At 63.4% G+C, this 25,574-nt stretch carries 22 protein-coding genes; 11 read left to right on the top strand and 11 right to left on the bottom strand.

Annotated features, from left to right (window positions below; genetic code table 11):
- Positions 1-162 precede the first annotated feature (162 nt).
- The 4 genes from NKH97_RS27295 to NKH97_RS27280 are packed head-to-tail and all read left to right on the top strand — an operon-like array spanning position 163 to position 4,221.
- Complete coding sequence (locus NKH97_RS27295; protein WP_023813235.1) at positions 163-1,710, top strand: sugar ABC transporter ATP-binding protein; 1,548 nt, start codon at positions 163-165, stop codon at positions 1,708-1,710.
- Complete coding sequence (locus NKH97_RS27290; RefSeq protein WP_023813234.1) at positions 1,707-2,687, top strand: ABC transporter permease; 981 nt, start codon at positions 1,707-1,709, stop codon at positions 2,685-2,687. The genes NKH97_RS27295 and NKH97_RS27290 overlap by 4 nt, the downstream gene beginning before the upstream one ends.
- A complete protein-coding gene (locus NKH97_RS27285) occupies positions 2,684-3,670 on the top strand; it encodes an ABC transporter permease (RefSeq protein WP_127295464.1) in 987 nt (328 codons plus the stop codon). The genes NKH97_RS27290 and NKH97_RS27285 overlap by 4 nt, the downstream gene beginning before the upstream one ends.
- Before the next feature lie 2 nt (positions 3,671-3,672).
- Complete coding sequence (locus tag NKH97_RS27280; RefSeq protein ID WP_352799166.1) at positions 3,673-4,221, top strand: gluconokinase; 549 nt, start codon at positions 3,673-3,675, stop codon at positions 4,219-4,221.
- On the opposite strand, the gene NKH97_RS27275 is transcribed toward NKH97_RS27280, so the two are convergent.
- A complete protein-coding gene (locus NKH97_RS27275) occupies positions 4,216-4,446 on the bottom strand; it encodes a hypothetical protein (protein WP_352799165.1) in 231 nt (76 codons plus the stop codon). The genes NKH97_RS27280 and NKH97_RS27275 overlap by 6 nt on opposite strands.
- 113 nt (positions 4,447-4,559) lie before the next feature.
- Positions 4,560-5,465 carry a LysR family transcriptional regulator gene (locus NKH97_RS27270; RefSeq protein ID WP_352799164.1) on the bottom strand — a complete coding sequence of 302 codons (906 nt, stop codon included), beginning with the start codon at positions 5,463-5,465 and terminating at the stop codon, positions 4,560-4,562.
- Positions 5,466-5,584: 119 nt separating this feature from the next.
- On the opposite strand from NKH97_RS27270, the gene NKH97_RS27265 reads away from it, so the two are divergent.
- A complete protein-coding gene (locus NKH97_RS27265; protein ID WP_127295470.1) occupies positions 5,585-6,007 on the top strand; it encodes a DoxX family protein in 423 nt (140 codons plus the stop codon).
- A gap of 43 nt (positions 6,008-6,050) precedes the next feature.
- Positions 6,051-6,920 (top strand): NmrA family NAD(P)-binding protein, encoded by an 870-nt coding sequence (locus NKH97_RS27260; RefSeq protein WP_352799163.1) that lies wholly within the window; start codon positions 6,051-6,053, stop codon positions 6,918-6,920.
- A gap of 120 nt (positions 6,921-7,040) precedes the next feature.
- Here the strand turns inward: NKH97_RS27260 and NKH97_RS27255 are convergent, their stop codons facing one another.
- Positions 7,041-7,490, bottom strand: a complete 450-nt coding sequence (locus NKH97_RS27255) for an RrF2 family transcriptional regulator (protein ID WP_023813227.1) — start codon at positions 7,488-7,490, stop codon at positions 7,041-7,043.
- Positions 7,491-7,748: 258 nt separating this feature from the next.
- On the bottom strand, positions 7,749-8,735 hold the full coding sequence (locus NKH97_RS27250; RefSeq protein ID WP_352799162.1) for a sulfate ABC transporter substrate-binding protein: 987 nt from the start codon (positions 8,733-8,735) through the stop codon (positions 7,749-7,751).
- A gap of 253 nt (positions 8,736-8,988) precedes the next feature.
- Between NKH97_RS27250 and NKH97_RS27245 the strand changes: the two genes are divergently transcribed.
- From NKH97_RS27245 to NKH97_RS27230, 4 genes are all read left to right on the top strand, one after another.
- The gene (locus NKH97_RS27245; RefSeq protein ID WP_023813225.1) at positions 8,989-9,270 is read left to right on the top strand and encodes a type II toxin-antitoxin system TacA family antitoxin; all 282 of its coding nucleotides are present in this window, start codon (positions 8,989-8,991) and stop codon (positions 9,268-9,270) included.
- Positions 9,270-9,755, top strand: coding sequence for a GNAT family N-acetyltransferase (locus NKH97_RS27240; RefSeq protein WP_352799168.1), 486 nt, complete (start codon positions 9,270-9,272; stop codon positions 9,753-9,755). The genes NKH97_RS27245 and NKH97_RS27240 overlap by 1 nt, the downstream gene beginning before the upstream one ends.
- Before the next feature lie 158 nt (positions 9,756-9,913).
- On the top strand, positions 9,914-10,186 hold the full coding sequence (locus tag NKH97_RS27235; RefSeq protein ID WP_023813223.1) for an AbrB/MazE/SpoVT family DNA-binding domain-containing protein: 273 nt from the start codon (positions 9,914-9,916) through the stop codon (positions 10,184-10,186).
- Positions 10,187-10,585 carry a type II toxin-antitoxin system VapC family toxin gene (locus NKH97_RS27230; RefSeq protein ID WP_023813222.1) on the top strand — a complete coding sequence of 133 codons (399 nt, stop codon included), beginning with the start codon at positions 10,187-10,189 and terminating at the stop codon, positions 10,583-10,585. It begins immediately after the preceding gene.
- A 15-nt stretch (positions 10,586-10,600) separates the two neighbouring features.
- Here NKH97_RS27230 and NKH97_RS27225 read toward each other — a convergent pair whose 3' ends face one another.
- From NKH97_RS27225 to NKH97_RS27195, 7 genes are all read right to left on the bottom strand, one after another.
- Positions 10,601-11,641 carry a sulfate/molybdate ABC transporter ATP-binding protein gene (locus NKH97_RS27225; RefSeq protein WP_023813221.1) on the bottom strand — a complete coding sequence of 347 codons (1,041 nt, stop codon included), beginning with the start codon at positions 11,639-11,641 and terminating at the stop codon, positions 10,601-10,603.
- 13 nt (positions 11,642-11,654) lie between these two features.
- Positions 11,655-12,539, bottom strand: coding sequence for a sulfate ABC transporter permease subunit CysW (cysW, locus tag NKH97_RS27220; protein ID WP_127270916.1), 885 nt, complete (start codon positions 12,537-12,539; stop codon positions 11,655-11,657).
- Complete coding sequence (cysT, locus tag NKH97_RS27215) at positions 12,532-13,383, bottom strand: sulfate ABC transporter permease subunit CysT (protein ID WP_013530875.1); 852 nt, start codon at positions 13,381-13,383, stop codon at positions 12,532-12,534. The genes cysW and cysT overlap by 8 nt, the downstream gene beginning before the upstream one ends.
- 21 nt (positions 13,384-13,404) lie before the next feature.
- Entirely contained in the window at positions 13,405-14,430 is a 1,026-nt protein-coding gene (locus tag NKH97_RS27210) for a sulfate ABC transporter substrate-binding protein (protein WP_127271865.1), read from the bottom strand.
- A gap of 220 nt (positions 14,431-14,650) precedes the next feature.
- On the bottom strand, positions 14,651-15,409 hold the full coding sequence (locus tag NKH97_RS27205) for a M15 family metallopeptidase (protein ID WP_164892897.1): 759 nt from the start codon (positions 15,407-15,409) through the stop codon (positions 14,651-14,653).
- A gap of 209 nt (positions 15,410-15,618) precedes the next feature.
- Positions 15,619-17,700, bottom strand: coding sequence for a penicillin-binding protein 1C (gene pbpC, locus NKH97_RS27200; RefSeq protein ID WP_128303433.1), 2,082 nt, complete (start codon positions 17,698-17,700; stop codon positions 15,619-15,621).
- Positions 17,701-17,874: 174 nt separating this feature from the next.
- Positions 17,875-23,373: an alpha-2-macroglobulin family protein gene (locus NKH97_RS27195; protein WP_352799161.1), complete on the bottom strand. Its 5,499-nt coding sequence runs from the start codon at positions 23,371-23,373 to the stop codon at positions 17,875-17,877.
- 272 nt (positions 23,374-23,645) lie between these two features.
- On the opposite strand from NKH97_RS27195, the gene NKH97_RS27190 reads away from it, so the two are divergent.
- Positions 23,646-25,574, top strand: a complete 1,929-nt coding sequence (locus tag NKH97_RS27190) for an autotransporter assembly complex protein TamA (RefSeq protein ID WP_352611324.1) — start codon at positions 23,646-23,648, stop codon at positions 25,572-25,574.

The following is a 25,574-nucleotide window of genomic DNA, read 5'->3' as shown; positions in this document are numbered from 1 at the left end:
AACTCCTATTTTTTTGCGGGTGTGGGGGGGGGGTTTTTTTTTTTAATACACATTTCTGGTTTAACACAACCAAAACCAATAAAACCAGGCGGGGTTTCCCCCGGGCGCGGGGGCGGGCCCGGGGCCGCTTGTCTCAATCCCACAATCGCCCTGGGAGGGCCGATGGACGGTGCGGCTCCGCTCTTTCGTATGGAAGGCATATCCAAGCGCTATGGCGGCGTACGGGCGCTGGAGAAGGCCGAGCTTGTCGTCGAAGCCGGCAGCATCCACGCCATTCTCGGTGAAAACGGCGCCGGCAAATCGACGCTGATCAAGGTTATGGCAGGTGTCGTGGCGCCCGATGAGGGCCGCATGACGCTGGACGGGCGCGAGGCGACCTTCGCTTCTCCGGGGGCCGCCAACAAGGCCGGCATCGTCTGCATCTTCCAGGAACTGTCGCTGGTCCCTGAGCTCAGCGTGGCCGACAACATCGTCATTTCCGATCCGCCCAAACGCTTCGGCATGATCGACCGCAAGGCGCAGCGCCGCATCGCCGAAGAAGCACTTGCTCGCGCCGGCGCCGCCGACATCCACCCGCTGGCGCTGGTCAAGGACCTGCCATTGTCGCGCCGCCAGATGGTCGAGATCGCCAAGGCATTGGCACGCAAGCCGCGCATCCTCATCCTCGACGAAGCCACCTCCGCGCTGACCGCCGCGGATGTCTCGAAGATCTTCGCGGTGCTCAAGCGGCTGCGCTCGGAAGGGCTGGCGCTGCTTTACATCTCGCACCGCATGAACGAGATCGCCGAACTGGCGGATCAGTGCACGGTGTTCCGCAACGGCCGCAATGTCGCCAGCTATGCAGCCGGCTCGAAGAGCGACAATGAGGTGGTCGAACTGATGATCGGCCGCGAATACAGCCATATCTTTCCGCCCAAGCCGGCGGCCGTGCCTGCCACCGCGGCCCCCAGGCTCGAGGCCCGCAAGCTCTCATGGGCCGACCGGCTGCACGATATCTCGCTGACCGTCAGGGCAGGTGAGGTGGTCGGCCTTGGCGGCCTCGACGGCCAGGGCCAGCGCGAATTGCTGCTCGCCTTCTTCGGCGTGCTGCGGGGCCTCAGCGGCCAGATCCTGATCGACGGCAAGTCTGTCTCGATCACCAGTCCATCCGTTGCGCGCGACGACGGCATCGGCATGGCGCTCATTCCCGAGGACCGCAAGACCGAAGGGCTGATGCTGCCGATGACGGTGCGCGAGAACCTGTCGTTCGCGGCGCTCGACCGGCTGTCGAAGGCCGGCATCATCGATCGCGCCGCCGAGCAGCGGCTGATCGACGACATGGTCGGCCTCTTGGCGATCAAGACGGCGGGCCTCGACATTCCGGTCGGCGCGCTTTCGGGCGGCAACCAGCAGAAAGTGGTCATCGCCAAATGGCTGATGCGCCAGCCGCGCATCATCCTGCTCAACGATCCGACGCGCGGCATCGACGTCGGCACCAAGCAGGAACTGTACCAGCTGATGCGCAAACTGGCCGACGCGGGTGCGGCGATCCTGTTCTACTCGACCGACTATGACGAACTGATCGGCTGCTGCGATCGCGTGCTGGTGCTCTATGACGGGGCGGTCAAGCGCGAGTTGGTCGGTGCCGAGATCACCGAGCGGGCGCTGATATCAAGCGCGCTCAACATCCATGGCGAGGAGAGCCCAGTGGGCCTGGGAGCAAGCGCGTGAAAGATTGGCGCTATTGGCTGGCCGAGCAGCGCGGAACGCTGCTGGCGTTCGGCATCTTCATCGTCATGTTCGTCATCTACACCTCGAACCATCCGGCGGGCTTCACCGCCAATGTCGTGCAGACGGCGTCGAACAAGGGTGTGCTGCTCGCCTTCGTCGCCATGGCGCAGACGCTGGTGGTGATCACCGCGGGCATCGACTTGTCCGTCGGCATGATCTTCCTGCTCACCAACTGCCTCGCCTCCTGGCTGGTGGTCGGCACGCCGATGCAGACGACGCTCGGTGTCATCGCCGTGCTGGCGGTAGGGCTGCTGTGCGGCGCGATCAACGGCGCCATCGTCATCTATGGCCGGCTGCAGCCGATCGTCGCCACCATTGCCACAGGCGCCGTCTATTACGGCATCGGCCTGTTGCTGCGGCCATTTCCGGGCGGCTCGGTCAATGAGGATCTGGCCGACGCGCTGACCGGCCGTGCGTTCGGCGTGGTGCCGGCGAGCCTGGTCGTCCTGCTGGCCGTCGTGCTGGTGATCTGGGTGCCGTTCAGCCGCTCGGTGCTCGGCCGCGCGGCTTATGCGGCGGGGTCGTCGGAGACGGCGGCCTACATGTCCGGCGTGCCGATCCGGCGCGGCAAGTTCGCCGCCTACACGCTGGCCGGCCTGCTGGCGGCGATCGGCGGACTGTTCCTGACCTTCTTCACCTATACGGGTGAAGCGGCCTATGCCAGCGGCAACTCCTACACGCTGTTTTCGATCGCCGCCGTGGTGCTCGGCGGCGTCTCGCTGTTCGGCGGCAAGGGCAGCGCCATCGGCGCCATCTTCGGTGCACTGGCCTTCCGCACCATCGGCGACCTGTTGTTCGTCTTCGATTTCGATCCGCTCTGGCAGCCTCTGTTCCAGGGCGTTATCCTGCTGGTCGCCGTCAGCCTCGGCGCCTTCGCCCTGTTTCGGGTCCGCAACCGGCTGGAGTGGTTCCTGTGAGCGAAACGACGCTTGGCGGTATTGCCGGCCGCATGCCCAGATTCATCCGCCGTGCCGATCCGGCGGTGCTGACGGCCTTTGCCTGCATCGTTCTCTTGCTGTTCCTGGGCAGCCTCTATTCCAGAAGCTTCCTGTCGCCTGAATATCTTCTGCAGCAGCTCAAGGTGGCTTCATTCCTCGGCGTCATCGCCACCGGGATGATGCTGGTCATCCTGCTCGGTCAGATCGACCTGTCGGTGCCGTGGGCGGTGGCGGCGGGCGCCATGATGGCCTGCGCTGCGGCGGCGTACGGCCCGGTCGGCGTGGCGCTGGCCATTCCGTTCGGTATTTTCTGCGGCATGCTGATCGGCGTCGTTAACGGCATCGGCGTCGCCTATCTGCGCATCCCCTCGATGATCATCACATTGGCCACCAACGCTGTCGCGCAAGGGCTGATGGTGGTCTACACCGGCGGCTTCTCGCCGCAGGATTCGGCGACGGGCGCGATGCGCTACCTGGCGACCGGCTTTGCCATTCCGGGCGTGCCCAACGCGGTCATCATCTGGGCGCTGATCGGGGCCGCGATGGTGTTCGTGCTGACGCGGACCAGCTTCGGCCGCACCGTCTACGGCATCGGCAACCGCGAGCGCGCGGCCTATCTCTCCGGCATCGACACAAGGCGCGTGGTGATGATCGCCTTCGCCGTCTCCGGCGGGCTCTCGGCTTTCGGCGGCGTGCTTCTGGCTGGCTATGCCTCCAAGGCGGCGCAGTCGATGGGCGACGCTTATCTGCTGCCGTCGATCGCCGCGGTGGTGCTTGGCGGCACCTCGATCCTGGGCGGACGCGGCTCTTATCTCGGCACTGTCGCCGGTGTCATCCTGATCACGCTGCTGCAGTCCATCCTCTCCGTCATGCAGATGCCGGAGGCGGGGCGGCAGATCATCTATGGCGTCGTCATTGTCGCCATGCTGCTGCTCTACGGCCGCGCGCCGGCAAGCCGCTGACAGTGGACGAAAAGGCAGCACAGGCGCCAGCGGGCGCTCCCGGCTCGGTGTCTCCGGCCATCGTGGTGATGGGCGTCGCCGGCTGCGGCAAGTCGGCCGTCGGTATTGCGCTGGCGGCCGCGCTGGGCGTTGCCTTCATCGAGGGCGACAGGCTGCACCCGCCGGAAAACGTCGCACGCATGGCAAGCGGCGAACCCCTTACCGATCAACTGCGCGAAGGCTGGCTCAACGCGATCGGCGAGCGCATCGCGGAGTCGGTGGGCGGCGGACAGGGCGTGGTTGCCGCCTGCTCGGCACTGAAGCGCAGCTACCGCGACCGGTTGAGCAGCTTCTGCCCGGAAATCGTCTTCCTCTATCTGGAGATCGACCCTGCCACGGCCAGGCAGCGTGTCGGTAACCGCAAGGGCCATTTCATGCCGGCAAGCCTGGTCGACAGCCAGTTCGCCATCCTCGAGCCGCCGGCAGTGGAGGAGCGGGCCTTGACGCTCGATGCGACGCGCCCGGTCGGTGAGCTCGTCGCTGCCGCGGTCCGACTGATACGCCGGTCATGAACTTTCATCGTCAGTGCCGATGCCGGTGCTGTTCTGGGTCTCGGTCAGCCGCTGCCGGCGGGACCACGTCAGCATCTGCTCGGGGTAGAGCCTCAGCGCCTCCAGCAGGCGGTCACGCTTGAGCAGGATGTAGTGCGCCTGCACGGCCATTTTCTTGGCGCCATCCCTGGCGGTGTCCGTTGCCGGGGTGACAGACGCCTCCGGCGCCAGCGCGGGGCTGAGCACGGCACGGTACTCATGTCCGCACTTGAGCCGGCGCCCGCGACGCCGGACCGTCGGTCGGCAGACACAACTTCAGAAATGTCGATTTCGAGGGTCGGACGAAGATACTCGTGTCGCTATTCCATATATGGCGTCAGCACATCTTCGATCCATTTCATGAATGCGCGGACTCGGCGCGACAGATTGCTCCGATGCGCAACGACGAGGGACACGGCGAGCGCCCGGCGACGAAAATCGGGTATGATCTCGACAAGCGCTCCACTCTCCAAGTATCGGCCAATGCCCAAGAGTGGCGCCTGAATCACACCAAGGCCGGCGAGGGCGGCGGCTTCGTAGGTCTGCGCGCTGTTGACGTGCAGCGCACCTGGCAACTGAAGCGTCGCATAGCTGTCGCCGTCCGGATATTCCCATCCATAAGGTTTCGCGCCCAGCATCGTCGAAAAATGAATTGTCCTATGTTCCTGACGCAGGAGATCTTCCAGCGACCGAGGGACGCCATGGCGAGCCAGATAGGCGGGGCTGGCAGCGTTGGCCATGCGCAACAGGCCCAACGGGCGGGCAATCAGCGTCTCGTCCCGAATGGGTCCAAGCCGCAATACACAATCGAACCCCTCTTGAACCAGATCGACTTGCCGATCCGTACTCGACACCTCCAGCTCCAACTCGGGGTGCGCCGCCATGAAATCCGGCAAGGCAGGCACGATCGTTGTGCGCGCCACTTCGGTTGGAAGGTCGACCCGCAAACGCCCGCGAAGTGCCACGCGATCGCCTGCGAACATCGAGTGCAGATCATCGACTTCAGCAAGCAGATCGCGGGCACGGGCATGAAATGCGCGTCCGTCTTCCGTCAACCGCACGCTGCGCGTCGTCCGGTGCAGGAGCCTGACACCGAGATCTTCTTCCAGCTTCCGGACCGCCGTTGAGGCTCTCCCCTTTTGGATGCCCAGGCTGTCGGCTGCGCGGGTGAAGCTCCCCATTTCCGCTACCGTTATGAAAATGAGGATGGGTTCGAGATTTTGCATTTTCGTGCCCCGGTATTGTTTCCCGAAAAGAGAACAGTCGGTTCATTTCCTCGGTGTTTATCACGTCTTGGGGGCACAGTAAGCTTGGAACATGGGATCTTCCCAATGGAGAATGACAAGTGTCGGAAACCGTGAACCTGCATCAGACACCTGAAACCATGACCTTGCATCGCGCCCTGTGGGCCGGCCGGATAATGAGCGCGTTTGTCGTTATCGCTTTGATGGCAGACGGCACTGTTCAGCTTTTCGCGCCGGCACGGATCGCGAGCATGTTGCAGGAAACCGGGTTCGCGATGGACCTGACCCGTGTCGTGGGTCCGATCATACTCGCCTGCGCCATCCTCTACGCCATCCCGGTCACCGCCGTCCTCGGCGCAATCCTGGTGACTGGCTTTTTGGGAGGTGCCATCTGCGCCCATCTCCGCATCGGTGAGTTGGGGTCGCCGCCGGAAATCATTTCCCTGCTTCTGGGCGCGATGACCTGGGGCGGCCTCTATCTGCGCGATCCCCGTATCCGGGCCATTCTGCCGCTCATCCATTGAACCAACAGGGGCAGCTCTGTCCCTAAACATCAGGAGAAAACACATGTTCTTAGTAATGGGAATCACGGGAAACGTGGGCGGCGCGACGGCAAGGCATTTGCTAGCGCAAGGCAAGAAGGTGCGCGCGCTGGTCCGCGACCGCGAGAAGGCGTTGAGCTGGGCGAACCGGGGCGTGGAGCTCGTTGACGGCGATTGGAACGATTCGGCTGCCATCGAACGAGCGCTCGAAGGCGTCGAAGGCGCGTTCGTCATGCTGCCCCCTGTCTGGGCGCCTTCACCCGATTACAAGGAAGCAAAGGGCGTGATTGCAAGCTATGTCGAGGCGCTCACCAAGGCAGCGCCGCCGCGAGTGGTTGCGCTTTCGTCTATGGGCGCGAACAGAACCAGCGGGCACGGGGTGATCGCGGCTCTGTCCCTTCTGGAGCAAGGTTTTCGCGACCTGACATCGCCAGTTGCTTTTGTGCGCGCAGGCGGATTCTTCGAGAATTTTCTTTTCGGGTTGCAGGTCGCGCAGGGCGGAACGCTGCCGGCTTTCTACAATCCGACAAACCGGAAATCGACAATGGTCGCGACGAACGACATCGGCGCGGAATTCGCAACGCTTTTGACCGGGCCAATGTGGTCAGGGCAGCGCATCGTCGAGCTTGGTTCGATGGTCAGCGCGGACGACGTCGCCGAGCAATTGGGCGAAGTCCTGAATCTCAACGTGAAAGCCTTTGCAATCCCGCGTGCAGGGTGGGCGGAAGCGCTCGAGCAATTCGGCATCCCGAAGGGCCACAGCGGACCTGCCGAAGAAATGTACGAGGCCGTGAATGCGGGCTGGATGGACCTCGGTGTGGCGGGCACGGAGCACGTGGCGGGTACGACGTCCGCACGCGATGTATTCGAGGCTGCGTCCAATTTGAACGGATAGGCCAAACTGTATGGGGTTCTCCTGTGATTTCGAGTCTTCGCAACCCGGGATTTGGAGAACTCCCTCTTCAATGGAAGAATCTCATGTCTGTCTGAGCGCGGTCAGCTTGCAGTGGGTGGTTTATATCTGCGACGTCAGCTCAACCGGGAAATCGTCATTGTCGGCGTCGCGCATGGCGGCAAGGCTGCGATTGTCCAGCACTTCGGCGATCGCCTGCCGCACCTCCAGCATCATGTGGCGGACCTGGCAGGTCGCCTCGTCGCAATCCTCGCAGCGTTGATACTGCGTGCGGCTGGCGCAAGGGATTGGCGCCAGCGGCCCGTCAAGCACGCGCACGACATGGCCGATCTTGATTTCGGAGGCCAACCGGGCAAGGCGGTAGCCGCCTTCCTTGCCCTTGCGGCTCTGGACGAAGCCGGCATTGCGCAACTCGCCCAGGATGGCATCGAGGAATTTCTTCGGGATGTTGTTGGCCACAGCGATGTCATTGACGAAGGCCAATTGGCCGGCCGGCAGGCCAGACAGATGCACGAGGGCCTTGAGGCCGTATTTGCCTTTTTTTGTCAGCATGCCCAGATCAACCCATAAAAGCCCCAACCACTCGCATCTGGCGACTGTTTGTGTGCAAATAATGACGTTTTCGCCGCGCGATGATGTTCCGCGAAACAGACACCAAATTGCACGTTAGGCACAAACGCGTTGATTCTTTGTAACGTTTTGCACTGAGAACGCGGATATTCCACTGATAACCAGGTTATCGGCGTTCAAAAAGCGAAAAAAGCCAGCAGGGCGCCGGCCTTTCCGTCTGCTCCGCAGATATCGCTGCCTTCAGCGGCTGCCGTAGGTCTGGTCGAGCAGGCCGCCGGCGGCGAAATGCTCTTTCTGCACTTTGTCCCAGCCGCCGAAAACGTCTTCCACCGTCAGCAGCCGGATATCGGGGAAATCGGCCTTGTATTTTGCCGCCACAGCGGCGTCGCGGGCTCTGAGGCCGTTGCGGGCGGCGATGTCCTGGCCCTCCGGCGTGTAGAGGAAGTCGAGATAGGTCTTGGCCAGATCGCGCGTGCCGTGCTCGTCGGCAACCTTGTCGACGATCGCGACGGGGAATTCGGCCAGCAGGCTGACCGAAGGCGTGACCTGCTCGAACTTGCCGTCGCCATACTCCTTGCGGATGCCGCGCGTCTCCGACTCGAAGGTGATCAGCACATCACCGATCTCGCGCTGCACGAAGGTGGTGGTCGCGGCGCGGCCGCCGGTGTCGAAAATCGGCACGTTGTTGAACAGCTTGGTGATGAACTCCTTCACCTTGGCGTCGTCGCCCTTGAAGGCCTCCTTGGCGTAGGCGGTGGCCGCCAGATAGGTGTAGCGCGCATTGCCGGAGGTTTTCGGGTTGGGGAAGATCACCTGCACGTCGTCGCGCACGAGATCGTTCCAGTCCTTGATATGCTTGGGGTTGCCGGCGCGTACCAGGAAGGACGGCAGCGAATAGAAGGGCGAGGCGTTGTCGGGAAAGTTCTTCTGCCAGTCTGCCGACACGAGGTCCTTCTTGACCAGGAAGTCGATGTCGATGACCTGATTGAAGGTGACAACGTCGGCGCCAAGGCCCTCGGCGATGGCGCGCGCCTGCGCCGAAGTGCCGGCATGCGACTGGTCGACGGTGACGCCCGGATGCTGCGCGATGAAGGCCTTGTTGACCTGCACGAACAATTCGCGGCCGACATCATAGGATGCGTTGAGCAGTTTGTCGGCCGACCAGGCTTGGGAGGATGCAAGGAACAGGCCGGCGACGGTGGCAAGCCCGAGGAAAAATCGCTTCATGAAAACAGGCTCCGATGCAATGTGATTATGGTCGGACCATAGCCGGGGTGCGTGGTGTGCGACGAGGCATGGGTCCGAGGATCAATGCATCGCTTCTAGAAAACCTATCCCCGGAATAGAAGGTTCGTAGTTTTTTCTTTCAAGTGCGACTTCGCCTCGGTGGACGCCGATCGTTCCAATTCGTTTGACTGTTCCGAAAAAAGATACACATTGTGTATGCAGGTGTGCTACGGGAGCGACAAGGAGCGCTGCCATGACAAAGACCACACCCGAGACCCACGCCAAGCCTGTCAATCTGCGCATCCGAGAGGATGTGCGCATATTGATCGACCGTGCTGCGAAAATACGCGGGAAGACCCGTTCCGACTTTATGATCGATGCTGCATATCGTGCGGCCGAGGACACGCTGCTCGACCAGGCACTGATCAAGGTGGATCCCGAGAGCTATCGGCACTATCTCGACATCCTCGATGAGACGCCAAGCGGTGAAGGTTTTGCACGCCTTATGAACGTGCCCAGACCGTGGCAGGGATGATACTATCGGCGCCCGCGCCTCTGGCCGAAAACCACGATCTCGACCTTTTTCAAAGCGGGACGGAAAGTCTCGACCAATGGCTTCGCCTGAGGGCGCGAGCCGACCAGGTCGGCGGCGCGTCGCGTACCTATGTGGTGGCGGAAGACGCGCGCGTTGTCGGTTATTACTGCCTCTCTTCGGGCGGGCTTGATCTCGCGCAGGCACCCGGCGCCATTCGTCGCAACATGCCTGATCCCATTCCGATGGTCGTGCTCGGGCGTCTTGCCGTCGACGCGGGCTGGCAAGGCAAGGGGCTGGGTGCCGCGCTGCTGCAAGACGCCGTTTTACGGGCAGGTCGCGCCGCGACGATCCTCGGGATTCGCGGGATATTTGTTCATGCCATATCGGATGAGGCGAAAGCCTTTTACGAACACTACGGTTTTGCGGCTTCGCCGAAAAACCCAATGACCTTGGTGCTGTCGCTGAAAGGCGTGACGAAAGGATAGTCGTGTCGCTCGAAGCATGAATTAAGCCGACCGCCATCAGACCGAAACGTTCCGGGGTGCGATGGCAGGCGATGTCTCCTGTGCCGAGTTTTCCCGGGCCTTGCACCGTGGCGCTGTTTGGCATATACAAATGGCATATACAAAAGAGCTGCAACAACATGCCCCAGAACCGTCATTCAACAACGCCGCCCAAGGAGGCGAAGCTGTTTCGCAACAACCGCAGCCAGGCGGTGCGCATTCCTGTCGAGTTCGAGCTTCCCGGCGAAAAAGTCCTGATCAGCCGGGAAGGCGATCGTCTTGTCATCGAGCCGGTTCGCAAACCTGGCCTCACCGCGTTGCTCGCCCAGTGGGCGAAAGAGCCGCCGCTCGATCCTGAAGACGACTTCCCCGAGATCGACGACACGCCAGTCAAATCCGAGGACATTTTCTAGATGCGGTTCATGCTGGATACGAACATCATCAGCGACATGATCCGAAACCCGGCTGGCAAGGCCGCGAGGGCAATGTCGCGCGAGGGAGATGACGCGGTTTGCACCAGCATCGTGGTCGCCTCGGAATTGCGATATGGCTGCGCCAGGAAGGGATCGGCCAAGCTGCTCAAGAAGGTTGAAGACTTGCTGGCCGAGATTCCTGTCTTGCCGCTCGATGTGCCGGTGGATGCCGAGTATGGCGGACTTCGCGCCGAGCTTGAAGCGGCAGGCCAGACCATTGGCCACAACGATCTTTTTATTGCCGCTCATGCCTGTGCATTGGGCGCCACGCTGGTGACCGCCAACACGGGCGAGTTCAACCGGATCAAAGGCCTGAAGGTCGAGAACTGGCTGGCGTAGCCCTCGACCAGAGGATCAAGCCGCCGGAAAAAGTTTCCAGCGTCCGGGGCGAAACGCCACCCGGCTTTTCTGCGCCGCGGGGTGGTCGACGGGCAGTTCGATTTCGACCCGCTGGCGCTCTCCGCCGATCTCAAGCTCGACCCGGCGCGTGCCGGCGACGCGGCGGCTGGCGGCGACCGTGCCGGCGATACAGCCGCTGCAGCCGTCCAGCAGTTCGACATCATGCGGGCGGAAATAGAGCGTCGCATCGCCCGAGGGCTCGTTGGGCGCGGCAATCCCGATCGGACGGTCGGCGAGCCAGATCTCGCCATTCTCGACCTTGACGGGAAGCGAGCTTGATTCACCGATGAAGCCATAGACGAAGGGCGAGTTCGGCGTGTCGTAGATATCGTCGGCGGTGCCGACCTGCTCGATGCGGCCCTGGCTCATCACCACGACGCGGTCGGCAAGCTCCAGCGCCTCTTCCTGGTCGTGGGTGACGAAGACGGTGGTATGGCCGGTGGCGTCATGGATTTCGCGCAGCCAGCGGCGCAATTCCCGGCGCACCTGCGCGTCAAGCGCGCCGAACGGCTCGTCGAGCAGCAGCACCTTGGGCTCGATCGCCATGGCGCGCGCCAGCGCCACGCGCTGCCTCTGGCCGCCGGAGAGCTGCGCCGGATAGCGCTTTTCGAGCCCTGAAAGCTGGACGAGGTCCAGAAGCTCGGAGGCGCGACGGCGGATCTCCTGCGCCGGCGGGCGCGACGGTCCGTGCCGGACCTTCAGGCCGAAGCCGATATTGTCCGCCACCGTCATATGCCGGAACAGCGCATAGTGCTGGAAGACAAAGCCGACATTGCGCTCCTGGATCGACTTGTGCGAGGCGTCCTCGTCGCCGAAGAATATCTTTCCCCGTGTCGGCCGCTCCAGCCCGGCAATCAGCCTGAGCAGCGTCGTCTTGCCGGAACCGGACGGTCCCAGCAACGCGATCAGTTCGCCCGACTTGATGTCGAGCGAGACGTCGTGAAGCGCCGGAAACCGGTCAAACTCCTTGCGCACGTTGGCAACGCGAACTTCCATAGTGGTCCCTTTGTCAGTGCCCGCGTGTTGCGGCGATCTCGGCGCCGTAGCGCATCTCGAGAAGTGTTTTCAAGACCAGCGTGACGAGCGCCAGGCCCGCAAGCAATGAAGCGACGGCGAAGGCACCGACGGCGTTGTACTCGTTGTAGAGGATTTCGACATGCAGCGGCATGGTGTTGGTCAGGCCGCGTATGTGACCCGACACCACCGATACCGCGCCGAACTCGCCCATGGCACGCGCATTGCACAGGAGCACGCCGTAGAGCAGCCCCCATTTGACGTTGGGCAAGGTCACGTACCAGAAGGTCTGCCAGCCATTGGCGCCGAGCGAAAGCGCTGCCTCCTCGTCGCCATTGCCTTGTTCCTGCATCAGCGGGATCAACTCGCGGGCGACGAAGGGGAAGGTGACGAAGATTGTGGCCAGCACGATGCCCGGCACGGCAAACAGGATGACGATGCCATGCGCTTTCAGCCAGGTGCCGAGCAGCCCTTGGGCGCCGAACAGAAGCACATAAACGAGGCCCGATATGACCGGCGAGACCGAGAAGGGGAGGTCGATCAGCGTGGTCAGGAAGGCCTTGCCCTTGAACTCGAACTTGGCGATCGCCCAGGCGGCGGAGATGCCGAAGACGATGTTGAGCGGCACCGAGATCGCCGCCACCAGCAGCGTCAGCCGGATCGCCGAGCGGGTGTCGGCACTGCCGAGCGCTTCGGTGTAGGCACCGATGCCCTTGGCGAAGGCTTCGTTGAAGACGATGATCAGCGGCAAGAGCAGGAAAATGCCGAGGAAGGCGAAGGCGACGGCCATCAGAGCCAGGCGCGCAGGGCGGCTTTCCGTGACCGCCGCCGACTGGCTTTCATGATGCGGTTCGTAGGATTTGATCTCCGGGTCAGCCATAGCGCTTGCGGCTCCATGACTGTGCGAGGTTGACGACCAAAAGCATGATGAACGACAAAGCGAGCATGATCGCCGCGATCGCGGTTGCCGCCGGATAATTGTATTCCTCCAACCGAATAACGATCAGCAGCGGTGCGATTTCTGATTTGTAGGGCAAGTTGCCGGCGATGAAGATGACCGAGCCATATTCGCCGACGCCACGCGCGAAGGCGAGCGCGAAGCCGGTGACGATGGCCGGCGCCAGGCCCGGAAACAGGATGCGGGTGATGATCTGGAAGCGATTGGCGCCAAGCGTGGCGGCGGCTTCCTCCACTTCCTTGTCGATCTCCTCCATGATCGGCTGCACGGTGCGCACGACGAAGGGCAGGCCAATGAAGATCAGCGCGATGACGATACCGAGCGGCGTATAGGCTACCTTGATGCCGAGCGGCATCAGCAATTTGCCGATCCAGCCGTTCGGCGCGTAGAGCGTGGTCAGCGCGATGCCGGCCACAGCCGTCGGCAGGGCGAAGGGCAGGTCGACCATGGCATCGACGATGCGGCGGCCGGGGAAGCGGTAGCGCACCAGCACCCATGCGACCAGCGTGCCGAAGACGACGTTGACCGCAGCTGCGACGAAGGCGGTGCCGAAGCTGATTCTCAGCGCATTGATGGTGCGGCGATCGGTGGCGATCGCCCAGAATTCAGGCCAGCCAAGGGCGGCCGAGCGCCAGAGCAGCCCGGATAGCGGGATGAGGATAATGAGGGTGAGGTAGGCAAGCGAGAAGCCGAGCGTCAATCCGAAACCCGGAATTACGCTCGGCTGCCTGAATCGCCACCCCGCCTGGGCGGGTGCTGTGGTCATGTCGTCCTGAATATCGACTGCTTACTGGGGCTTGTAGATCTGGTCGAATATACCACCATCGCCGAAATGATAAGGCTGTGCTTTTTTCCAGCCACCAAACTGTGGATCGTCGATGGTTACGAGCTTGATCGGCGGCAGCTTGGCGAGGTCTTCGGCCGGCACCAGATCGGGCTTGGCAGGACGATAATGGTTCTTGGCGATGATCGTCTGCGCTTCTTTGGAATAGAGCCAGCTCAGATAGGCTTCGGCGACCTTGCGCGTGCCCTTGGCATCGACATTGGCGTCGACCACCGCCACCGGCGGTTCTGCCAGGATCGAGGTCGGCGGGTAGACGATGTCGAAATTGTCGGCACCGAACTCGTCGAGCGCCAGATAGGCCTCGTTTTCCCAGGCGATAAGCACATCGCCCAAGCCCTTTTGCGCGAAGGTCACGGTCGAGCCGCGCGCGCCGGTGTCGAGCACCGGGGCATTGGCGTAGAGCTTGCCGACGAACTCCTTGGTCTTGGCCTCGTCGCCGCCGTCATTGGCGTTAGCGTAGGCCCAGGCGGCGAGATAGTTCCAGCGCGCGCCGCCGGAGGTTTTAGGATTAGGCGTAATCACCTGGACACCGTCCTTGACGAGGTCGCTCCAGTCGTGAATGCCTTTGGGATTGCCCTTGCGAACGAGGAAGATGATGGTCGAGGTGTAAGGCGCTGAATTGTTTTCGAATTTGGTGCGCCAGTCCGGATTGATCTTCTTCGCCTTCGAGACGATGGCATTGATGTCGCCTTCAAGTGCCAGCGTCACCACATCGGCGTCGAGGCCATCGATCACGGCGCGGGCCTGGGCGCCCGATCCGCCATGCGACTGCTGGACGGTGACCGTCTCTCCGGTCTCGGCCTTCCAATGCGCGACGAAAGCTTCGTCATAGGCCTTGTAGAGCTCGCGTGTCGGATCGTAGGACACGTTGAGAATGGTGGTATCGGCAAACGCGAAACCGAGCGTGCCGAACTGGACAGATGTGGCGACCAGTGCGCCGAGCAGTTTCCTGAAATGAGGTTTGGTCATTTCTGCCTCCGTTGAACCCGCGCCAAATCTACCGAATTGGTAGAAATTAGATGCATTCAATGTTGCCTTTTTTGCCCCTCTTGAGAAAATGTTCGACGCCATTTCGCCGTTAGGAGAAATATTTTCCTCTTGCGGCCAAAGGAAGAATCCATGGCCCGGCCACTCAGCCTATCTAGCAAGGGGCGGTGCCGAGGCAAGGTGTGGAATTTGGTCCGGTGCATCAATCGGCGGTGATGGGAAAGTCGAAACGCTGTCTGGCGAACGGTTCGCTTTTCAGCGTGAAGTGCCACCATTCCCTTGCATAGTTCTTGAAGCCGCCAGCGCGCATGGCGTCGACAAGCATCTTGCGGTTTGCCGCCGCTTCACTGGCAAGGCCGCGGTGGGCGGTTTCGCTCATCGGATCAAAGCAGTCGAAGCCGGTGCCGAAATCGAGCGTGTCGGCATCAACCGCGCCACAGGCCGGGTTGGGGCTGGACCTGCGGTCCGTCCGGGCGATGGCGACGTCGACGGTCGAGCCTCGTGAATGGGTCGACAGCTCTCCGACATAGCCGTTGGCGATCAGGTCGCTGCGCCTGACCTTCGGATACCATTGCGGATCGGGCGGCCCGCCCTCGCGCGTCCATTCATTCATGTCGGCGACGGCGCGGGCAGGGCGGTAGCAATCGAACAACACCAGGGTCAAGCCTTTGGCGGCGATCGCTTTCTGGACGGCGGACAGTGCCTTTGCCGCCTGCCCAGTGAGGATGCAGGCCGGGGCGTCATAGCCGTCCACCTTGCGATGCAGGAAATTATCCGATCCGGCGTAGCGTATGTCCTGGCGGATCGAGGGATCGACATCGGCGAGCCGGACAAAGCCGGCGGGCAGGGCATCGGCCAAAGCGGGGAGTGTGGTTGCCGCGATAAGGATTGTTGCTGCCAGTGCTGAGGCTGCTGACGATAGAAGATGGCGCGAGGCACCCCCCTCTGCCCTGCCGGGCATCTCCCCCGCAAGGGGGGAGATTGGCAGCTTTGCCGTTGCGTATTGTCTTTGACAGTTGGCGAAAGCGGAAAGGACATCCGATCTCCCTCCTTGCGGGGGAGATGGCCGGCAGGCCAGAGGGGGGTGCCTCGGAACAGGCATGGGGTGAGTATCCTGCTATCCGCTGAGCCTGTGGAAAGCCAATTCCATGAATCGCTTCTTGGCGCGATCTATTCGACAAACACCTTCACACTCGCCGCACGCCCCGCGGCGTCGATGACGGTCAGCGTCGAATAGCCGGCGCCGTCGGGCTGCCAGGTCGCGGTGCGGCGACGATCGATGCCTACCAGCGGCTTGCCGTTGGCGAGCCAGCGGAACGGCGCCCGGCCGCCTTGCAGCTTCAGCACCAGTGGCGAGGCGTCGGCCGAATTGGTGCCGAGATCGACGCGGGCGCCGTCGGGCGGGAAGATGATGGTCGGTGCGGGTTCGGTCACTGTCGCCTGCACCAGTCCGTCCGGCCCGGCGCCGAAGCGGGCGAGGGTCACCGGGAGGTCCTCGCGCCTGGGGCTGAACACGCCGGGCGGCTTGCCCGGCAAGGGGACGGTGGCGAGGCCCGAGCGGACAAAACCCTCGAAGAGGATGGGAGCCGCCGAGACATAGCCGGATAGGCCGGGCACCGCGCCGGCGTCGGGGCGGCCGACCCAGACACCGAGCACATAGCGGCCGTCGAAGCCTACCGACCAGGCGTCGCGATAGCCGTAGGAGGTGCCGGTCTTGTAGGCGATGCCGCGCTGCAAGGCACCCTCGGGCGGCTTGACGCCCGACAATATGTCGATGATCTGCCAGTTGGCCTGACCGTCGAGGATGGTGGCGCTGGTGCGCTCGGCATTGGCAGGCTCGGTGCCATCATGCAGCGTGTGCGTCTTGCCGCCATTGGCGAGCCCTGTGTAGAGCTGGACGAGGTCGCGCAATGTCACCCCGACGCCGCCAAGACCGATGGCCAGGCCCGGGGCTTCGTTGACCGGCAGTATGGGGCTGACGCCGGCCTGGCGGAAGCGCGCCATCAGCCGCGTTGGCCCGACCGCGTCGAGCACGCGGATCGCCGGCACATTGAGCGACAATTGCAGCGCTTGCCGGATGCTGACATCGCCCTGGTAGCCCATATCGAAATTCTTCGGTCGGTAGCCGGAGAAATCGACGGGGCTGTCGTCGATCAGCGTTTCCTGCGCCACGAGGCCCTGTTCGAAGGCCAGACCGTAGATGAAGGGCTTCAGCGTCGAGCCGGGCGAGCGGACGATCTTTGTCATGTCGATCCAGCCGGAGCGGCTGGCGTCGAAGAAATTGGCCGAGCCGACTTCGCCAAGGATGTCGCCGGTGCGGGAGTCGGCCAGCACCATAGCGACCGACAGGCGAGGGCCGAGCTTGGTGGCCGCGTCCCTCGCCACCTGTTCCAGCCCCTCCTGGACGCTCTTGCGGATCGTCAGCTGCAAGGGCTGGCCGGGGACGGCCTTGGGCAACATCGCATAGGCGGCGTGCGCGGCGAGCGCCGGCAGCGTGCGGCGCAGGTCCGAGACATCGTCGAGGGCGGCCCGTGCGGCCTCGCGCTCGCCGAGCAGGCGGGAGGAGACCATTCGGGTCAGCACCCGGTCGCGGGCGGCGTGGGCGATCTTCAAATTGCGGTCGGGCCGGCGCTTTTCCGGCAATTGCGGCAGAGCGACGAGCAGGGCGGATTCGGAAACGGTGAGCCGTTTCGGCTCCTTGCCGAAATAGGCGAGCGAGGCGGCGCGCACGCCTTCCAGATTGCCGCCATAAGGCGCCAGCGTCAGGTAGCGTTCGAGGATCTCGCGTTTCGACAATCGCCGCTCGATCTGGATGGCGCGCAGCATCTGCTTGACCTTGGAGCCGAGGCTGCGGCTTTCGCGCGGCTCGATCAGCCGGGCAAGCTGCATCGAAAGCGTCGAGCCGCCGGAGACGATGTGGCCGCTCGTGGCGAACTGGCCGGCGGCGCGGGCCAGCGCCAGCACGTCGACACCTTCATGGTCCCAGAAACGCTTGTCTTCGTAGGTGACCAGCATGTCGACGAACTGCTTGTCGACCTGGTCGAGGCGGGTTTCGAGCCGCCAGTAGCCGTCCGGCGTGGCAAAGGCGCGCAACAATTCGCCGTCGCGATCCTGGACTTCGGTGGAGACCGTGAGTTCGGCTGGAAGCGGGGGTGGGAAAGCACGGTCGAGTTCCCAGAGGCTGGCTGCGGAGAGCGCCAAAAGGCAGGCGCCCCCTGCGGCTCCAATAGCGAGTTTGCGAAGTATCTTCATGGCTGGAAAGACGCCCCCTCATCCGGCCGCTTCGCGGCCACCTTCTCCCCGATGGGGAGAAGAGACTGGCGCCGGCGCTGGTCGTCTCCTCTCCCCTCGGGGAGAGGTCGACCGAGCGAAGAGGAGGGCGGGTGAGGGGGCACTTTGCTTATCGCGTCCATCACCATCGGAGCCTTACGGCGCCTTGACCTCCATCATGCCGGTGGCGGTGCGGGCCGAATATTGCGGCCGGTACATGTCCTCCACCGTTGCCGCCGGGTGCGCATAGGTACCCGGCGTCACCGCGCGCACGACATAGGCGAGTGTCAGATTGTGGTCATGATCGCCATCGGCCGGGTTGAACGCCGCGACGAAACGGTCGTCGCGGAATTCGAGATGGGCCGCATCGGTCTGCGCCAGCCAGGAGAAGTTCGTCAGCTGGGCGCTGGAGACCAGGCCGGGATTGTCGATCTCGAAGCCGGCCGGCAACAGGTCGGTGACCAGCAGGCGCGACGGCCATTTGTTCTGCTCGTTGACCTTGAGCACGACGACATAGCGTTCGTTCTGCGTCGCCTCGGTGACATTGGCCTCGGTGCCGTCGAGCTTGTAGTAGGTGCGGCTGATGGTGAAGCCGTCGCCGCCGGCCGGCAAGGGCTGGACCGGCGACGCCACGGTGGTAACGACTGCCTGCAGCGGGGTCTTGCCGGTGTTGGCGATGGTCAGCGGGCTGTCGGCCAGGTCAGAGCCTTCCACCTGGTTGGAGTAGCCGCCGGAATGCGCCGCGCCATTGACGGCCAGCGTGATCGAATCATTGCCTTCCTTCAGCGCGCGGGCCGCAAGCAGCATCCAGGATTCGTCCTGGGTGCTGGTCCAGCGGGCTTCGGCGCGTTCCCTGGTCACCAGCTTGATCAGTTCCGGCACGATTGTCGGCACCGGCTTGGATTCCGCCGCCAGCGCCAGCATCGCCGCGCCATCACGCAGCCGCGAACCGTAGTCGGAGCGGTAGTAGTCGTAGTCGGTGGTGGACTTTGCCAACTGCAAGGCAGTCTTGAAGGTGGCTTCGGCGCGCGGTGTATCGCCGTAGAGCGCCAGGCTTGCCGCCAGCTGGGCAACGGCCATCGGGCTTGAGAAAGCTTCGAGCTGGGTGTCCGCATAGTAGCGCAGGTCGCCGATCGAGGCCTTCTTGTTGCGGGCCAGAACGTAGAGGGCGTAGGCGATCTCGCTGCCACGGTCCTGGACGCTCTGGTCGTAGCCGAGCGAGTTCTGCAGATTGCTCAGCGCCTGGTTCATGGCCAGGCTCGGCACGTCGTATTTCTGCTCGCGCGCCCTGGTCAGGAAGTCGGTGACATAGGCATCGAGCCACAGATCGCCGGAGCCCGGACCCCACAGGCCGAAGCTGCCGCCCGAAGCCTGGTAGCTCAGAACCTTGTAGATGGCGTCCTGGATGCGGCCATGGATATCGGGATCGCTGGCCATGCCGATGCCGGATGCCAACTCATTGACGTAGAGAAGCGGCATGGCGCGGCTGGTGGTCTGCTCGGCGCAACCATAGGGGTAGCGGTCGAGCGTCATCAGCAGCGACGGCACGTCGAAGGCGGCGGCCTGCGAAACGCCGACGCTGACGGAGGCGCCGTTGAGCAGGCTGGCTGCCAGCAGTTCCTTGTCGACGCGCAGCGCTCCGCCATCACCTTTGAGGTCAACCACCAGCCGGGTGGTCACCGGTAATTGCGCCGGGCGCACCGGCACATAGAGCGTCTGCTCGACCTTGGTGCCGTCGGCATGGGCGAGCTTGATGGTGAGCGAGGCATTGCCGGCCGTCTGAGCGATCAGCGGCACGGTCAGCGTCTGGCGCTTGCCCTGGGCGAGCGTCAGCTTCTGGGGCAGGGGCTTGTCGCCGGTCGACAAGTCGCCCGTCGTTTCGATCGAGAACGCATAGTCGCCAACCGGACCATCGGTGTGGGCGACATCGAGGCGCATGACGGCGGCGTCACCAGGCGCCAGGAAGCGCGGCAGGCCGGCGGTGATCACGATGGGATCGCGCACGATGACATCGGACTGGGCGTGGCCGACCGCATCCTTGGTCCAGGCGACGGCCATGACGCGCACGGTGCCGTTGAACTGCGGGATGTCGAAGTCGACCCGCGCCTTGCCGTCGGCATCGAGCTCGACGATACCGGAGAAGAAGGCGACCAGCTTTTCGGTCGGCGGGCTGCCTTGCGCCTGCATGTTGGCGCCGTCGCCGCCGGTCCTGAGCTTGCCGGTGTTGCCAAGCGAGCCGTCGATCAGGCGGCCGTAGATGTCGCGGATTTCCATGCCCAGCATGCGCTGGCCGAAGAACCAGCTCTCCGGGTCCGGTACCTTGTAGTTGGTCAGGTTGAGGATGCCGACATCGACGGCGGCAACCATGACATAGGCATTGCTGCCCGGCTGCACGCCGGCGACCGAAACCGGGATCGACAGCTGCTGGCGCGGCATGGTCTTGTCCGGCGGCGTCAGGGTGACCGCGAGCTTCTTCGAGCCCGGATCGACCTTCAGCCATTTCACGCCGATGGCGCGCGCCGGCATGCGCGTTTCCTGCGCCTCGCCCGGCCGGAACAGGGTTGCGGTGACATAGGCGCCGGCGCCCCAGTCGTCGCCGACCGGGATGTCGACGGTGCTGCCGCCGGCCGGCACGGATGCCGTGACGGTCTTCAACAGCTTGTCGGAACCGATGTTGATGAGAAGTTCGCCGGCAAAGTGCGGCGAGACTTTCAGCCTGGCCACTTCGCCGGCGGCATAATTGTCCTTGTCGAGGGCGATTTCGAGGCCGTCAGGCGTTTCGGTGGTGGTCGAGGAGACATACCAGCCGGCATCGAACTCGTAGCTTGTCGCCGGTCCCTCGGGATCCGATGTCTCGACTTCGAGGCGGTACTGACCCCAGTCGACCGGCACGGAGACCGTTGCGTCGCCGTCGGCGCTGAGGTCGACCTGGCCGTTGGCGATCGACTTGGTGAAGTTGACCGGCTCGTAGTTCCAGGAATTGTTGGAGCGGTACCACTGGTAATTGCGTTCGACCTTGACCAGCGTCCACTGCGCGCCTTTCAGCGCCTCGCGCTTGCCGTCGGGATCGACGGCGATCAGGCTGAACTTGGCGGTGCCACCCTGCGGCACTTCATTGTCGGCGAAATCCGGACGGATGCCGATCATATGGCCTTGCGGGCGGATGCCGATGTTGAGCGAGCGCTCTATGGCGCGGCCGCCGGATTCGCGCATCCTCACCGTCACCTTGGCGTCGACCAGCTTGGTGGTCGAGGGCAGTTGGTCGACGGAGACCGGGAAGGTCACCTTGCCGTCATCGCCGACCACCGGCAGATCGGCGAGGGGGGTGACCGTGGGTTCGGCCGACTGCTCGTCGGCGAGACCGAAGGAAAAGCCCTGGAAGCGGTCCCAGTCGCGCGACGTCGACAGCGTCAGCTCGCCTTCCAGCGCCAGGCCCGCCGCCGGCGCGCCATAGAGGAAGCGGCCGTCAATGTCGATGTTGGCGGTTTCGCCCTGGGCAATCTCCTGCTTGTCGGCCTTCATGTCGAATTCGATGCGATCCGGTACGAAATCCTCGACCAGGAACATCTGGCTGGCCACCGCCGGCTGCTTGGGATCGGTGTAGATCGACACCGACCAGGTGCCGCGCATGGCGTTGGGTGCGAGGGGCAGGTCGACGGCATGGCCGCCGGCGGAGGCGCCGTCGCTGACGATGCGGCGATCCTCGACACCGTCGGGACGCGAGAAGATGAAGGTCAACGGCAGGTTTTCGACCCCCTTGGCGGCGCCGTCGCGGGCAAGGGCGGCGACATGGACATCCTCGCCGGCGCGGTAGATACCGCGTTCGGTCCAGGCATAGACGTCGAGCGCGCCGGGCGCCGCGCGTCCGGTGACGCCGCGGTCGGACAGGTCGAAGCCGGCCCGGCCCATGTCGAGGAAGACGAAATCATTGTCGCCCTGCTTGGCCATCAGCACGGCCGGGACCATGCCGCCGTCGCCGCGCGTCAGGCCGGGGTTGAAGACGGCATGGCCGTCGGCATCCGACGTCGCCGTGCCGAGAACCTCATTGTTCCTGGCAACCAGCGTCAGTTCGGCGCCGGCGATCGGCTTGGCGCTGCCCAGCGAACGGGCAAAGACATTGAGCCCGTCCTGGCCGGTATAGGTCGACAGACCGATGTCGGAGACGACGAACCATTGCGTGGCCATCGAATTGTAGTCGTCGCTCTTGTTGTTGACGGCCTGGGCGGTCAGCACGTAGACGCCGGGCTTGCGCTGCGGCAGCGCCTCATCAACCGGGAAGGAGGTGGTGACCTCCTTGTTGAGATCATTGGCGATGTCGAGCTGGCCTTGCCAGACCGGCGCGCCCATCTGTTCGGAAATGTTGGAGATGTCGTAGCCGTCGAGCTGGTGCAGGAACTGGTAGCCCGACAGAAGCTGGGCCAGCGAACGATCGCCGATGCGGTAGAGCTTCATCTCGGCGGCGTTCATGTTGACGGTGACGACGGGAATGCCGCGGCGCGCGCCGGCCGGCAGCACGAAGCTGTCACCGGTGAAGCGGGCGGACGGTGCGCGGTCCTGCACATATATCGACAGCACCACGGGGGCCGCGGTCACTTCGCCGATTGCCGCCGGCAGGCCGGCGCGGAAGGTGACGTCGTAGTGCTGGCCATGCTCCAGTCCTTCGACGCAGATTTGCTTGTCCTTGGCCTCGACGCCCTTGGGTGGCGCGTTGTCGACGGTGACGAACTGCGCGTAGTCGACGCCGGTCTTGACCAGATCCTCGGAGAATTGCGCGCAGATGCGCGGCGCGCTGGTGTCGGCGTCGACGGTATGGTCGATCACGCGAAAACCCTTGCGGGCCTTGAGATCGGCATAGTCGGCCTGGACCGCCGGCGAAGGGTTCAGCGCAAGGCTGGCCTCATAGGCCTGCAGCGCCGGCCGGTAGAGATCGCGCTTGTCGAGCCCATTGCCGAGCAGCGCCAGCACTTCGGCGCGCGTCTTGGCGGTGCGCAGCAATTTATAGGCATTGAAAGCGGCCGACGTGCCGTTCGCCGGCAAAGTGGATGCTTCGGAGGTGCTTGCGGCGGGCTGAACGGCCAGCGTTTCACGCGCCAGGTTGAGCCAGAGCTGGCCATCATCGGGCAGCACCGAGACCGCGGCCTCGTATTTCAGCATGGCGGAGCGGTGATCGCCGGTCAGCACGGCCTGTTCGGCGGCGTTATGCAAGGCAGCCATGCCTTCTGTAGGTCTGTCATAGGCCGGGCCGAGCAGCTTGTTGCGGTATTGCTGGGCCTGATCGGCCATCCAGTTGGGGAAGAAAGCGAGTTCCGGCGGCGCGCCGATATCAGGATCGCCATCGATGTTGACGACCTTGCCCGCGACCGCGCCGTTGAAGGTTTTCAGCTGGTTGTAGTCGGATTTGAGGAAGCACCATTTGGCTTTTTTGTTGTAGGTGAAGGCGCGGCAGGCCGGGTCTCCCAGGCACGTCGTCTTGCACTGGTCGATTGTCACATTCTGGTCGGACCTGAGATCAAAGCCGAAATAGTCGGAATTGTCCGTTGTCGCTATTCGCCGGGCCTCGGCCGCTTGCGCGGCGCTGCTCCAGGCCAGGACATTGGCCCAGGCGAAAAACAGAAGAATCAGGATAGACAGACCACGAGCCGCGCGCATTGCCATAACACCCCTCCAGACACAGCTGACGTCCGGGCATGATCAAGCTTCAGTCAGGCTTGTCAACACAAGGACGCGGCAGGGTTCCGCCTGCCAGCGGTTTCCTTTCCGGCCGATGACCGGTAGTACCTCCATAGGACAGGGGATCACGCATTCTTGCGGCGACGCAAAAGGTGTGAATTCCAAGCCCGCCCTATTTCAGACAATTGGATTGTGGCCCCTTTACGAGCGCTTCAGAACTTCATTCCAATTTTAGTTTTGTAATCTAGGTTGTCTTAATGCCGGCGCATGAAGAGCAGATGTCAGGAGGTCGCGCGCCAGGGCGTGCGCTTCCGCGCGCCCTGCTGCTGGCCATGATGTGCTCGACCGTGCTCGTCGCCGAATCGCGCCCGGCGGCCGCTTTCGAGCTTTTCGGCATCAAGCTGTGGGGATCGTCCAGCGACGAGGATGCCGATATCGTCGATCCCCTGCGCTACGCCGTGACCATCAATGCCCCCGACGCCGACAAGGATCTGGTCAAGAAGCTCGAAAATGCCTCGGCGCTGAAGAGTGACGAGGAGCGTCCGGTTTCAGGCTCGCTCGGGCTGATGGCCAAGGCGCGCAGCGACCGCGAACAGCTTGTCGCCGCGCTTTATGCCGATGCCCGTTACGAAGGCGTCGTCACCGTCACCATCGACGGCAAGCCGCTCGACGATTTGCCGCCGGATGCCGAATTCAAGGGGCCGCAGCCGGTTCCCGTGGTCATTGACATTGCCACCGGGCCGAAATTCACCTTGGGCAATATCCACCTTGAGGGCGATGCGGCAGGACTGATGAGCGCCGATTATGGCCTGATATCAGGCGGCGACGCCGGATCCGGCGCGGTGCTCAAGGCCGAGGCGCTGATCGTGCGGACGCTGAAGGAGCAAGGCAGACCGCTGGCCAAGGTGACAAACCGCCAGATCGTCGCCGACCATGCGACCTCGACGCTCGACGTGACGCTGACGGTCGCCGCCGGACCGGTCGCCGGCTACGGCCCGACCACGGTGGAAGGCACCGAGAAGGTCGACCGTGACTTCACCGAATACATGACCGGCCTCAAGCGCGGCCGGCAATATTCGCCGCAAGAAATCGACGACGCGCGCGACCGGCTGCTGGCGCTCGAGGTCTTCAACAGCGTGACGTTCAAGGAAGCCGACACGCTCGATGCCGACCGCAACATTCCGATCGGCGTCCAGGTAAGCGAGCGCAAGCCACGCTATTTCGGCGTCGGCGGCACTTTTTCCAACACCGAGGGGCTGGGCCTTGAGGGCTATTGGGGCCACCGCAATTTGTTCGGCCGGGCCGAGAAGCTGCGCATCGAGGGCAAGATCAGCGGCATCGGCAGCAACGATCTCGGCGAGCTCAACTACAATGCCGGCATCATGTTCGAAAAGCCGGGCGTGATCGGGCCGGCATCGAAGTTCTTCGCCAGCGTCAAGACGGTGCTCGAACATCCTGACGCCTACGACCATTTCTCGGTCAAGGGCAGTACCGGGCTGTCCTACGAACTGACGAAGAAGCAGACGGTTTCGGCGGAAGTGGCGCTCGACTATTCCCGCATCCACGACGCTTTCGGCAAGCACAAATACCTGATCGCCAGCATTCCGCTGCAATATGTCTACGACAACCGGGACAACCGGCTGAACCCGACAAGCGGCTTCCGGGTGCTGGCCTATGCCGAGCCCAGCTACGACATTTTGAGCGGTGCGGCGTTCCTGAAGCTGAGGGGCGAAGGATCGGCCTATCAGTCGCTGGATTCGGCTTCGAAGTTCGTCCTGGCCGAACGTGTCGCCATTGGTTCGATCGTCGGCACCAGCCTCGAACATGTGCCAGCCGACCGGCGCTTTTATTCCGGGGGCGGCGGTTCGGTGCGCGGCTATGCCTATCAGGGCATCGGACCCAAGGACTTCACCGGCCAGCCGATCGGCGGCCTGTCATTCTTCGAAACCTCGGTCGAGATGCGCATCGCCATCACCGATACGATCGGCATCGTGCCGTTCGTCGACGCCGGCACCGTGTCGACCAAGTCGGTCCCCGATTTCGCCGATGTCAAGGTCGGCGCCGGCGTCGGCCTGCGCTATGTCACGCCGTTCGGGCCGTTGCGCATCGATGCCGCCGTGCCGCTCAACCGCGATCCGGGTGACCCGCATTTCGGCATCTATGCCGGCATCGGACAGGCATTCTGA

This window comes from Mesorhizobium sp. M0870 (assembly GCF_040319775.1).
Classification (GTDB): Bacteria; Pseudomonadota; Alphaproteobacteria; order Rhizobiales; family Rhizobiaceae; genus Mesorhizobium.
This window is presented reverse-complemented; position numbering and strand designations above follow the sequence as displayed.